This window comes from Lactobacillus equicursoris DSM 19284 = JCM 14600 = CIP 110162 (assembly GCF_001434815.1).
GTDB classification, from domain to species: Bacteria; Bacillota; Bacilli; order Lactobacillales; family Lactobacillaceae; genus Lactobacillus; species Lactobacillus equicursoris.
In genome coordinates, this window is the sequence record NZ_AZDU01000045.1 from 1 (window position 1) to 12,519 (window position 12,519).

The 12,519-nt window shown below is 48.9% G+C and carries 10 protein-coding genes and 2 pseudogenes; 11 read left to right on the plus strand and 1 reads right to left on the minus strand.

Annotation, left to right across the window (positions count from 1 at the left end; translation table 11 throughout):
• Positions 1 to 113 precede the first annotated feature (113 nt).
• The 4 genes and pseudogenes from FC20_RS07760 (at position 114) to FC20_RS10885 (ending at position 4,970) form a co-directional block, all read left to right on the plus strand.
• Entirely contained in the window at positions 114 to 2,039 is a 1,926-nt protein-coding gene (locus tag FC20_RS07760) for a 6-pyruvoyl-tetrahydropterin synthase-related protein (RefSeq protein ID WP_008461446.1), read from the plus strand.
• A gap of 47 nt (positions 2,040 to 2,086) precedes the next feature.
• Positions 2,087 to 3,034, plus strand: a complete 948-nt coding sequence (locus FC20_RS07765) for a glycosyltransferase family 2 protein (RefSeq protein WP_008461444.1) — start codon at positions 2,087 to 2,089, stop codon at positions 3,032 to 3,034.
• Between the two features lie 394 nt (positions 3,035 to 3,428).
• Positions 3,429 to 4,556 (plus strand): annotated as a pseudogene (locus tag FC20_RS07770) (GGDEF domain-containing protein); the annotation flags it as partial.
• Positions 4,557 to 4,631: 75 nt separating this feature from the next.
• The gene (locus FC20_RS10885; protein ID WP_338034785.1) at positions 4,632 to 4,970 is read left to right on the plus strand and encodes a PAS domain-containing protein; all 339 of its coding nucleotides are present in this window, start codon (positions 4,632 to 4,634) and stop codon (positions 4,968 to 4,970) included.
• A gap of 45 nt (positions 4,971 to 5,015) precedes the next feature.
• Here FC20_RS10885 and FC20_RS07780 read toward each other — a convergent pair.
• Positions 5,016 to 5,687, minus strand: a pseudogene (locus FC20_RS07780) (EAL domain-containing protein); the annotation flags it as partial.
• Between the two features lie 129 nt (positions 5,688 to 5,816).
• Between FC20_RS07780 and FC20_RS07785 the strand changes: the two are divergent.
• From FC20_RS07785 to FC20_RS07815, 7 genes are all read left to right on the plus strand, one after another.
• Positions 5,817 to 6,464 (plus strand): histidine phosphatase family protein, encoded by a 648-nt coding sequence (locus tag FC20_RS07785; RefSeq protein WP_008461434.1) that lies wholly within the window; start codon positions 5,817 to 5,819, stop codon positions 6,462 to 6,464.
• 126 nt (positions 6,465 to 6,590) lie between these two features.
• Positions 6,591 to 7,412: a hypothetical protein gene (locus FC20_RS07790; protein ID WP_008461432.1), complete on the plus strand. Its 822-nt coding sequence runs from the start codon at positions 6,591 to 6,593 to the stop codon at positions 7,410 to 7,412.
• Between the two features lie 1,084 nt (positions 7,413 to 8,496).
• A complete protein-coding gene (locus FC20_RS07795) occupies positions 8,497 to 9,210 on the plus strand; it encodes a YjjG family noncanonical pyrimidine nucleotidase (RefSeq protein ID WP_056945367.1) in 714 nt (237 codons plus the stop codon).
• Between the two features lie 56 nt (positions 9,211 to 9,266).
• Complete coding sequence (locus FC20_RS07800) at positions 9,267 to 9,905, plus strand: HAD family hydrolase (RefSeq protein ID WP_008460832.1); 639 nt, start codon at positions 9,267 to 9,269, stop codon at positions 9,903 to 9,905.
• A 13-nt stretch (positions 9,906 to 9,918) separates the two neighbouring features.
• The gene (locus FC20_RS07805; protein WP_008460830.1) at positions 9,919 to 10,746 is read left to right on the plus strand and encodes an exodeoxyribonuclease III; all 828 of its coding nucleotides are present in this window, start codon (positions 9,919 to 9,921) and stop codon (positions 10,744 to 10,746) included.
• 62 nt (positions 10,747 to 10,808) lie between these two features.
• A complete protein-coding gene (locus tag FC20_RS07810) occupies positions 10,809 to 11,348 on the plus strand; it encodes a hypothetical protein (protein WP_008460828.1) in 540 nt (179 codons plus the stop codon).
• A 180-nt stretch (positions 11,349 to 11,528) separates the two neighbouring features.
• Positions 11,529 to 12,452 carry an L-lactate dehydrogenase gene (locus tag FC20_RS07815; protein WP_008460826.1) on the plus strand — a complete coding sequence of 308 codons (924 nt, stop codon included), beginning with the start codon at positions 11,529 to 11,531 and terminating at the stop codon, positions 12,450 to 12,452.
• The last annotated feature ends 67 nt before the right edge of the window (positions 12,453 to 12,519 follow it).

Here is a 12,519-nt window from a genome sequence, read left to right on the forward strand (position 1 = left end):
AAAGCTTTCTCTGTACGAATTTAAGTAAGAAGGCAGGCAAGCCCTATTTCTCCACCCCATTGAAATAGGTGGAATCTCGGGCTTGCCTGCCGTTGAAAATCATTGGAAGAAAGATGAATCAGAAAAAAGAGAATATCCCAAGTAAATATCATAATGCTAGCCTGCCATACCTGGCAATTATTGGCTTAGCGGCCTATTTTGCTTACCGGCAGTCCCGGACAGGCAACGTCATTATCGGGTCAGACACGATTTTTCACTATAACCGTTTCTTTGAAACGGCCCAGCAGATCAAGCACGGCAACTTTAGCTGGCTGATGAGCCTGTATGGGTATAATCATTCCGGCCGGGTGATCAACGCCTTCTACGGGCCCTTATTTGCCTATTTAAACGGGCTGCTGGTGCTGACGGTCAAGACCTGGTACAGGTATCAGATTGTCAGCTCCTTCCTAGTCTTCAGCCTGGGCGGGACCAGCATGTACTGGGCCCTGCGCAAGTTCAAGGCGAGACGGAGCGTATCTACCTTGCTAGCCCTGCTTTATATGACCATCGGCTGGCTGCCTCGCTGGCAAATCGCAACCAACTTTTCTGGGATCAGCGCGGCCATTATGCCCTTTGGCCTGATCGTGGCCTACGACCTGGTCTTTGACCGGGAAAAACCGGTCCACTGGATCAAGCTGGCTCTGCTCATGAGCGTGGCACTAGAAACCCACCTGTTAACGGCGGTCATGTACATAGCTTTTCTGCTTCCGGCCTGGATCTATGCCTTGGTCAAGCATCCAGAAAAAAGTGCTAAGCAAAAAATCCTAGTAGAGACAGCAAAGGCGGTTGGCCTAGCCCTTTTACTCACTTTGAACACTCTGGCGCCGCTCTTTTGGCTGTCGAAGACTAACGCCTTGGCAGCTCCAGCCACCATGTCGATGAGCAATGGTGCCCTCAAATTGAGCCACACCAGCGTCTGGCCAAATCCTCATGGCCTCCTTGGCTCTAACCTAAGAACCAGGCTGACTTACTGGCTCTTTTACATCTTTTTGGCTCAAGCCATTTACGTTTTGTGGAAGCATAAGGACAACAAACTGAACACCGTCATCACCTTGTATGGGACCTTTTGGCTCTTCCTAGCTTCTAAGCTCTTGCCTTGGGGCAACATTTCTAACCGCCTGCCATTTTTAGCCAGATTTTTGCAATTCCCGGCCCGCTTCACCTGCATTGCCTATCCGCTCTTAATGATCGGCTTGGCCCTGAGTGCAGAAGGCTTTTTAAAAAAGGCTAAAGGCAAGTGGTTCGTTTACCCAGTGCTGGTCGCGGCCACCTTGGTCAGCATCGATAGCGCCGTGCTATACTTGAATGAGGCTGCCTGGAATGGTTACATTGCTGGCGTCAAGAATAACACCAACACCCAGCTGGGGAGCAAGCTCAGCACCTATCTGAGCAAAAAAGAGCGCAAGAAGCTGAGCGATCAAGCTCGTAAAAAGGTAAAGGAAGAGCGGGTTAAGGCCTTGAAGCAGGCTAACGCCCAAACCCACACGGAAGACCTTAGCGCCTTTTTGACGGTAACGCAGAAGTCCGTGGCCGACTATTTGCCAATTTACAAGCAAGATCCGAAGCCCGTAATTAACGGCTGGGCTGAGGGCTATAAGAAGAGAGAATACGTCAAAAAGCAGACCCTGAAGGCGGAAAAGGCCTACAGGAAGTCGGTTTTGAGCCAAAAGCTTCGTAAGCAGGTTAAGGTAAAGACCATCAAGGGCGGACTAAAGATCACTTGGAAGAGTAAGCAGGGTAAGGCTCAGCGCCTGCCAGTCGTGACTTACCGCCAGTCTAACTTGGTAGTCAACGGAAAAACGTTGACCAGCTACCAGCGCAACCGGATCGGGGCGCCGAAGGTTGCAAGCAAGGTCGGCAAGAACGTGGCCTATTTGACCTTTAATGAGCCAGTCTTGATGAAGCTGATTATTTTCCTTTCACTTTTAGCTTGGCCCGGCCTGCTGGTCTTACTGGCATTCTTTTTAGTAAAAAATAAAACAGAAAAAGCAAACAAGTAGGATAATCTAGAGTAGAAAGATAAAAAGTTAGAGAAAGTAGACAAGTAATGAGAAAAATTTCAATTATCGTTCCTTGCTACAACGAAGAAGCGGCACTGCCCCTTTTTTACCCGGTAGCTAAGGAAGTTTTGGAAAAATTGCCGGATGACTACGAAATCATCCTGGTCAATGACGGTTCACGAGACAAAACCCTGGAAATCATGAAGGACCTGGCGGAAAAAGATCCCCATGTCTTCTACATTTCCTTTTCAAGAAACTTCGGCAAAGAAGCTGCCATGTATGCCGGCTTCGTCAACGCCCACGGCGACTATGTGGCCGTGATGGACGCTGACCTCCAGGACCCGCCAGCCCTCTTGCCGGAAATGATCAAGATCCTGGATTCTGGGGAATACGACAGCGTGGCGACCCGCCGGGAAAACCGGACGGGTGAGCCGCCGATCAGAAGCTGGTTTGCCCACAAGTTTTACCAGATCATCAACAAGATCTCCGATGCTGACGTCGTGGACGGGGCTCGGGACTTCCGCCTAATGCGGCGGGAGATGGTTGATGCCATCGTGGAAATGAGCGAATATAACCGCTTCTCCAAAGGGATCTTTGGCTGGGTTGGCTTTAAGACCTACTGGCTGCCTTATGAAAATGTGGAAAGAGTTGCCGGCGAAAGCAAGTGGAACTTCTGGAAGCTATTTAAGTACGCTATCGATGGGATCATCAACTTCTCCTTGGTGCCATTGACTTTGTCATCTTGGATGGGGATTTTCATGACCGGCGTGTCCTTTATCATGCTCTTGGTCGTGATCATCAGAAAGCTGCTTCGGGGTGATCCGGTAGCTGGTTGGGCGTCGCTCATCTGTGTCATCATCTTTATTGGTGGCTTGATCATGCTCAGCCTGGGCGTGATGGGGCAGTATCTGGCCAAGGTCTACATGGAAAGCAAGCACCGGCCGCACTATATTTCTAAGGAATCCAACATTCCGGATATTAAAAAGATTGATTAGGCAGGCTAATAAGTTTGCCATATAAGATAATAGTGATAATTATAAACTAGCTGATCCAGCTAGTTTTTTTATGTGCTTTTTAATATTTGCTAAAAAAGCACTTGCTAAATCCAAGATATAATAATTTTCATATCGATAGTCCACTATCTCTGCCTTTTTGATTGAATTTGCATTCATATTAGATTATAATCATAAGCGCTGTAATCAGGAATGAAGGAGATATGGTATGAGGAAGAAAAGTAAAATGCAAAAGAGGGATTATTGTACACTGCTAATTATCTTTGGTGTTTTGCTAGTAGGTACGACCCTTTTTATCAAGAATACCTACCGGTGCTATGAGCAAAAGCAAATAGCCAAGGGTGAAAAGGTAGCCAAGATAGCAGCGACTTCCTTCATGCCTGACCTCAGCTGGTCAGAGAACATAATCAAAGAAATTGAGCGCACGACTATTAGTGCTAATGGGCAAGTCAATGACTTTCAAGGGCAGGCTAGGCAGCTGGCAAATAATTATCTGGCGGGTGAATATTTAATTCCGGTAAAAGGCCAAAGGCAAGATCAAGCCCAGTCTGGCAAAATTGCTTTTTCAACCAAGGTTAATCCGCGTCTAGCCACTTATGCTCAGAAGCAGAAAGCTACTGTTTTTCAAGGTGAGGTCAAGGTGGGCGGGAAAAGCTATCTATTAGCCTATCAACCAGTCTTTCGGCAAGGAAAGTATTGGGGCCTTGCCGGGGTTGCAGTTGAGACGAAGGCCTTTTTCTATGCGGCTCAGCAAAACCTGCAGCAGGTGGGCTACAACTATCAGATTTTGAAGTCTAAAACGCCGACTTCTAAGCAGTTCCAGCTGCTGATGCAGTCTCAGGAAAAGGTCACAAAGGGCGTGAGTTATAGCTTTCAGCCAGATGCTAAGTGCAGCCGCTGGAAGATCGTGGTTTCGCCAGCGGGTGGCTGGACCTACCGGCAAAAGGCTCTGCAATCCTCAACTTTTGCGGCAATCTTAATGGCAGCAATCTTCTTGATTTGCGTTCTGCTAGTTCGGTGGTTTGCTCATATACGGCAGATTAAAGAAGAAGCGACGATCGATTCTTTGACCGGCATTTATAACCGCCTAGGCTTTGAAAAAAAGCTCCGCAAGTTTATAGAGAGCAAACCGAATTCTCCTTTCACCGTGGCCATGATCGACATCGACGACTTCAAGCTCTTTAATGACCTCTACGGCCACCAGGTGGGGGACCAGGTCTTGAAGCAGGTGGCTAAGAGTCTCAGTCAAGTTGCCAGAAAATAGGGCATCGTTGGCCGGACGGGCGGGGATGAGTTCCGAGTTGCCTTTTTAGACCTGACGGCCGAAGAAAGCGAACAGTTTATTAACCGGATTACCCAGGCTGACTACTACTTGACCTACTACTTAAAGCAGATTCGCTACAGCCTGTCGATCGGCTATGCTGACAGTCCCAGACAGGGGACGGGAATGCGGCAGCTGTTAAACCAGGCAGACGAAGCCCTCTATGACGTAAAGCTGTCCGGCAAGGGCCAGGCCCAGCGCTATTCTGGCCAGGGGCAAAAGCACCTCCGGGCGCAGCTGGGCTTTACTCTCCACGATATCGCGTCTAATATTCCAGTCGCCCTCATGATCTATTCTCAAGAAGATGGGCGGATTCTTTTTGTCAACCAGGGAACCTTGCAGCTCTTAGGCTACGACAATTTGTGGGACTTTTATGATGAGGTTAACACTCAAGCTGTCCATGTCGTGGCGCCGCGGGACCTGCAGCGGGTCACGGACTGGCTGAAAAAGTTTAAAGACAACCAGCAGGAAAGCGACCAATTAAAGTACCGGGTAATCAACCGCGGCGGCGGAGAGATCAAGGTTTTGGCCAACTTCCACCTAGTAGAAAATCCGCACTATGGTCCGATTATCTATCAGACCTTGATGACGATTTAAACCAGCAAAAGCAAAAGGCTATCTAACCAAGAGTTAGGTAGCCTTTTACTTTTTACTTGTCTTGTCTAGATAATTGTTGAAGTTCTTCGTCGAGACCACAAACATGTCTCGCGTTTGGTAGCTGGCCAGGTACTTGACCTCCAGGTAGATCTGGTCGTCCAGGTGGCTGCTGATCCGCTGGTTGGATGTCTTGCTGTCGGTCATCAGCTGGAGCAAAAGTTTTCTGCTATATTCGTCCTCGTTTATAAATCTTTCCCAATCTGCCATGGAAAGACTGAATTTTTCCAGGGAATTATGGTGAGCCTGGTTGATGAAGCAGTACTTAATCTTTCCGTCTCGCCGCTCGAGCAAGGCCAGAGGCACGCTCAGCAATTTTATTCCCTGGGAAATAGGTTCGATCATTGGGTCTGACAAGAGGTTGGTCATGCCAACCTTTAGGAGGTCAAAGTTGAAGTCTTTCAGGTTGTTTAAGCTAGAATAGCCGCTGCCAAAGTCGTCTATCCAGATCTGGTAGCCAGCCGCATGGAACTTAGTGATGTCCCGGTGCAGCTGTTGAGGCACGGATGTTAAGGTGGATTCCAGGATTTCGATGTTTAAAAAGTAAGCTGGAGTCTTGTGTTTTTGCCGGATATTGTCAACTTCTTGGAAGATGTCAGCCACTTGGAAGTCGATTGGCGATAGGTTGACCGAAACCGGTACGACTGGCAAGCAATTTTGACGATAAGACTGAAGCGTTTGCTAACGGCAAGATTTGATCTTAGCAATGTTTGAAACCGCCTTTAACGAACAGATTCGCTAAAATGTGCTAAAGTAGTGGAAGAGAAAAAGCTGATTAGAGAGGTAATTATGACTAAGATCTACGTTGTTCGGCACGGCCGGACCTATTTGAACAAATACCACCGCCTGCAAGGCTGGTCAGATGCTCCCTTGATTCCTGAAGGGGTAGAAGGCGCGCACGTGATGGGGCAGGCCTTGGCTGATTACGACTTTGACCTGGCTGCCTCCAGCGACCTTAAGCGGGCCAGCGACACCCGGCAGATTATTGTTTCAGAAAACAAGCATGCTGACCAGATCAAGAGCCTGCAGCTGCCGGAGCTGCGGGAAATCTTTTTTGGCTACTTTGAAGCCTACCATGATACGGCTGGCATGAAGGAAGCCTTCAAGACCGACAAGTACCCCCGCTTGATCGATGCCTTAAACGATGGCTACAGCTGGAGAAGGGCCGCTGACACCTTCCACGTGGCTGACCCCGAAGGGGATGCCGAAACTGGCGAGGCTTTTGAAAGCCGCTTAAAGGCTGGCGTGGAAAAGTTAGCTGCAACGGATGCCGAAAACATTCTCTTGGTTGGTCATGCCTGCATGATCCACTGCATCGCTTCTATGTTTGGACCAGGCAAGGTGGGCAAGGAGCTGCCAAAGCACAACCAGTTGATGATCTTGGACGTGACTGAGGGGGGAGTCACCGTTGAAGAATTCGGCCGAGAAATGTACTAAGCGCCAAAGCAACCTACTAGCATAACATTTTTTGCCTAGGATTGTCAGCCCTTACATTAAAAGGCCGATGGGTTATAATTGTGGTAGAGAGAGCGAATTAATCTATCATTGTGGTAGGTGAGAAAGATGATTAGTAAAGAAAACAAGCTGTTGATCAGAAGGTACCTGTATTCCATGATCAACATGTATGGGATTATTCCCTTAAGACATGCATATCACATTTTTAGCCATCAAAACCCCCTGTTGAACATTGAAGAGGACGACTTCTGGGAGTTTACCATGCTGGACCAAAGCGGCCAGGACTACAATGTGGCTGGGGAAGGCGAGCTGGCCCAAGTGGACCTGGACGAAGACGACGATGAGGAATTTTACCTCTACGGGGACTGGGTCTTGATGGATCTACCGGTTGACTTTAAGCGGATTAAGGCCTTGCAGAAGAATCGCCTGTATTACGTTCCGGTCAAGGACGAATTTTTGCGCCGGGAAAACGAGTGGTACTACGAGAGAACCACGGCTACGGAAGAATACCGGCAATACTTGAAAGACAGCAATCCGGGACTAAGCGATGACCGCCTGGAAGAGGCCTTCTTTGAAGCCTTGACCCAGTTGCACGCGGTCAGCTACGGCAAGACGGTGGAAGAGACGATTAACTCCATTCCTAAGGCCTTGAAGAAGATGGGCTTTAACGTTAAGGATGACGATGAAGGAGATCTCCGTCACCTCTTGCGGCGGATGCTAGATGGGACCCGGCAAGAAGCCTTGCGCGGGCGGATGTACAAGTATCATAACCTACCAAGCAGCTTGGAGCTGCTGGAGCGAGAAGGGTTGACGGACGAGAATGTGGAAAGAATCCACACCGGGGAACTGGACGCAGCCGAAGTCGCAGATGAGATCGCGGCCAAGGCGCCAGACTTGGCTGCCCAGCTGATGACCTTGTATCAACAATAGAAAGAGGCACGCTGTTGCGTGCCTCTTTTTACGTTGGCGGGTGCGGTGTGCACAAGAGTTTACTCAACTACGGGTGCGGTGTGCACAAGAGTTTACTCAACTACGGGTGCGGTGTGCACAAGAGTTTACTCAACTACGGGTGCGGTGTGCACAAGAGTTTACTCAACTACGGGTGCGGTGTGCACAAGAGTTTACTCAACTACGGGTGCGGTGTGCACAAGAGTTTACTCAACTACGGGTGCGGTGTGCACAAGAGTTTACTCAACTACGGGTGCGGTGTGCACAAGAGTTTACTCAACTACGGGTGCGGTGTGCACAAGAGTTTACTCAACTACGGGTGCGGTGTGCACAAGAGTTTACTCAACTACGGGGATGGTGTGCACAAGAGCTTACTCAACTACGGGGGTGGTGTGCACAAGAGTTTACTCAACTACGGGGGTGGTGTGCACAAAAGTTTACTCAACTACGGAAAAGTCTGCTCACAAGTTTACTCAACCGGCAGGGAGTAGACGTTGGTTGAGTAAACTTTGGGCTGCCCTTTCGGCTGGTTGAGTAAGTTTTGGTCCGTCCAATCCATTACTTGAGTAAGTTTATGAGCAGCTTTTTGCCAAAAACGATTTAGTTGAGTAAGTTTTGGTCCGTCCAATCCGTTAGTTGAGTAAGTTTATGAGCAGCTTTTTGCCAAAAAAAATTTAGTTGAGTAAATTACGGGCCAGTCAACCCGTTAGTTGAGTAAGTTTTGGTCCGTCCAATCCGCTACTTGAGCAGCTTTTTGCCAAAAACGATTTAGTTGAGTAAATTTTGGGCCAGTCAACCCGTTACTTGAGCAACTTTAGGCCGCCCCGAAATTATGTGCAGCCTGCCGTTTTTGGGCCAAAAAGCACTTATCCCCAAATTCTAGTGGGCACCGCCAAACAATACCACAAGATATACACAAGAGTTGATATAGTTATCCACAAGATGTAGATATCCCTTGGGGGAGTAAGCCCATAGATGTGGAAAAGCAGATTTTTGCGCTAAGAAAAAAACTTGGCTATAATAGGAAGTTAACTGACTATGAACAAGCAAGATAGAAAGGGACTACATGAAATACAAGCAAATCATCGTTGATGTTGACGACACCCTCTTAGACACCCCAGACACGGTTCAGCAAGCCCTCAACTACCTCTTTAAGGCCCATGGCTGGGACTTGACCGACGACTTTAAAAAAGAGTTCCACTCCTACAACCAGGGCCTGTGGCGGCAGCTGGAAAAGGGCGAATTGACCTATGACCAGCTGCGGGCCGTCTTGTTCCCGAGCTTGATCAAAAAGTATTACGGCGAAGACATTGACGGTCTGGCCGTGGCTGACGAATTCCACGGCTACTTCCACGATGGGCACAAGCTCTTACCTGGTGCCAAGGACACTCTGATCTATGCCAAAAAGCTGGGCTACAGCCTGGCTGTTTTGAGCAATGGCGAACAGTTTGGTCAAGAGCGGCGGCTGAAGCTAGCCGGTATCCACGACTACTTTGACCTGATCGTGACTAGCGAACTTGCTGGCTGCCAAAAGCCAGACCCGGAAATTTTTGACTTCTTCTTCTCCCAAAGCGACTACAGTCCAAGCGAAACGGTCTTCTTTGGCGACGGCCTGTCCTCAGACATCCTGGGTGCAGCCGGCTACGGCTTTGACAGCGTCTGGTACAACCACCGCCACCGCAAGAACACCCTCCACGTCCATCCCCTCTTTGAAGTGGACAACTATGCCCAATTCCAACGCATCTTGCAAAAAGACTTCGCACCTGATTCTCTGGTCTAGTTTGTTTTATACTAAAAGTAATCAAACTAACTCTAATAGAATTGCAGGAAAGCAAGATGCAGAATTACTTTTTTGACTTTGACGGGACCATTTGCGAATCTCGCAACATTTACGTCGCCGCTGTACAAAAGGCCTTTGAGGCCCGGGGCGTCCGGGTACCAAGCCAAGACGAAGTCTATAACGCCATGGGGATTCCGATTGACGTCTCTATCGCCAAGTGGGCGCGTCTAGGCCACCGGGCCGACCTCGCTGAGACCCTTTTTCACGAGTCCATGGCCGAATATAACCAAATCGAAGACCAAATGGTCAAGCTTTTTCCCGGGATCAAAAAGACCCTGAACCAGCTAAAATTGGCGGGCAAGACCCTCTTTGTCTGCTCCAGCAAGACCCACTCCGAGCTGGCCCACAATTTGGACAACCTGGGTCTAGCCAGCCTCTTTACCGACTTTGTCGGGGCGGACGAAGTGGTCAACCACAAGCCAGCCGCTGATGAAATTCAGCTGCTGGCCGACCGCTACCAGCTGGACCTCGGCGACTCCATCATGCTGGGGGATGCCAAGTACGACATCCGCATGGGCAAAAATGCCGGTTGCGCCACCTGCGCCTGCACCTGGGGGGCCTTTGACCTGGCTTCTCTAGCTAAGGAAGAGCCGGATTACACGGCTGGATACCCAACGGAAATCCTTGATTTTTAAAGAAAGCAGAAAAATGAGACTTATTTCATGGAACATTGATTCACTGAACGCCGCCTTGACGGGGACTTCGCCAAGAGCGGAAATGACCCGGGGCATTTTGACCAAGCTGCACGACCTGGACCCTGACATCCTGGCCATCCAGGAAACCAAATTGCCAGCTTCTGGCCCTTCTAAAAAGCATCAGAAGCTTTTGGCCGAACTTTTTCCAGAATATACCTACGTGTGGCGCTCCAGCGTCGAACCGGCCAGAAAGGGCTATGCCGGCACCATGTACCTGTATAAAAAGGACCTGGAGCCAACAGTGACCTACCCCGAAATTGGGGCACCGGAACCAATGGACGCAGAAGGACGGATGATCACCCTGGAATTCCCAGATTTTTACGTGACGGAAGTCTACACGCCTAATTCTGGCACCGGCTTAAAGCGGCTGGACGAGCGGCAAGAGTGGGACCAGTGCTACCGGACCTATCTGGAAAAATTGGATGCCCAAAAGCCAGTCTTGGCCAGCGGCGACTTTAACGCTGCCTACCAAGAAATCGACCTGAAGCACCCAGAAAACAATCACCACTCAGCCGGCTTTACCGACGAAGAGCGGGCTGGCTTTGGCCAGCTGCTCGGCAGCGGCTTTGTCGACACCTTCCGGCTGCTGCACGGCCAAGTTGAAGGGGTCTACTCCTGGTGGGCCCAGCGGGTGCGGTCAGCCAAGGCCAACAACTCCGGCTGGAGAATCGACTACTGGCTGGTGTCTGAGCGCCTGGCCGACAAGGTAACCAAATCGGAAATGATTGACACTGGGGAAAGAGCTGATCACTGTCCGATCTTACTAGAAGTTTCCATATAATTCGTTTACAATAAATATAAGAAAGAAGAACAAATTTAGTGTAATATGAGGCGAAAACGAATATGGGAAAATTTGAAAAGGGACTTATTGCCTTAGTCCTGCTTTTGGTCGGGGGAATTGGCCTAATGTGCTTCCCTACGGGCAAGAGAGACGAAAGCAGCTCAGAAGCTTTGGATACCAGTGAGTACCAGAAGGTTTTAAAAGTAACGCATCCGAAGAACCGAGAGTTACATGTTGAATTAACGGCAAAAACTGCTGACAAAAAGCTCAAGGTGAGGGGCGATGTGCTTAAGTCGGGTGCTACCACCCAGCTTAAGCAGCTGCTGCAAAAAGAAAACGACAAGGATATCGACTTCAAGCTTAGCGGCAAGAAGGGAACCTTTGTCAGTGTGAAAAGTTTTAACTTAAAGACGACTGATAAGCTGGATACGGTGGCCGCTCCTGGCAAGATTGGCTATGACCCAACTAGCAAGCGTTTGTTGATTTTTAGCAAGAACGTCAACTATGAAGCTGGTTATGTTGCGATGGGGAGTTTGCGCGGGAGTGACCAAGCGGAAGTTGTGCCAAATTCCAACCTGCTGGAATTGTCATTTGATGACTGATTTTATTAAAAATAGCATTTAAAGTCCTGATTGTCAGGACTTTTTTGCTTGGAAAAGTTTATTTTTTGAAAAATTAAAAAGTTGCTTTATAATTTCTCTTTAAGGATCTTGCAATTTTGGCCAAAAAGTTTTATTGTGAGTACATAAGATTAAACGGAGATTAAAAAGGAGGATCCCTTTATGAGAAAAGTAGCAGTTATCGGTTTAGGACACGTTGGTGCCACGGCAGCCTTTATTTTAGTTACCCACGGCTACGCAGACGAATTGCTCTTGCTGGACAAGAACGAAAAGAAGTGTGCGGCTGAATGGGGCGACTTGCGGGACACCTTGCCAAGGAACGACCACTACGTTAAGGTTAACTGGAGCACTTGGGACGACTGGTCCGGTTTGAAGGACGTTGATGTCATCATCACCGCCTTTGGTGACGTTTCTGCCACCATCAAGACCGGCGACCGGTTCGCGGAATTTCCAATCAACACCGCCAATGCCAAGGAAGTTGGTCCAAAGATCAAGGAAAGCGGCTTTCACGGGATCATCATCAACATCTCCAACCCTTGCGACGTGGTAACTTCTATTTTGCAAAGAGAAACTGGCTTGCCAAGAAACCAAGTCTTCGGTACCGGGACTTTTTTGGACACGGCTAGAATGCAAAGAGTCGTTGGCGAAAAGTTGGGCCAAGACCCACGCAACGTTTCCGGCTTCAACTTGGGCGAACACGGCTCAAGCCAATTTACTGCTTGGTCAACGGTTAACGTTAACAACAAGAGTGCTTTTGACCTCTTCACTGAAGAAGAAAGAGCGGAAATGGACCAAGCAAGTAAGGACAACGCCTTCAAGGTCGGCTTTGGCAAGGGCTACACCTGCTACGCTGTTGCCACCTGCGGCGTCCGCTTAGCTAACGCTGTCTTCTCTGACGCCAAGATGTACGGCCCAACCAGCTGCTTCGTTGAATCAGTTGGCACTTACATCGGCCACCCTTCAATCGTTGGCAAGAACGGGGTTGAAGCCGTACCAGAACTGGACTTGCTGCCAGATGAAAGAGAAAAGCTGGAAGCTTCTGCTAAGAAGTTGAAAGACAGCTTGGCTACTATTTACCCAGACTAAGCTAATTTTTAGGTAAAAAAGGATCTGCCTTCTGGCCAATGTCATTAAGTTAAGACATTGACTTTGA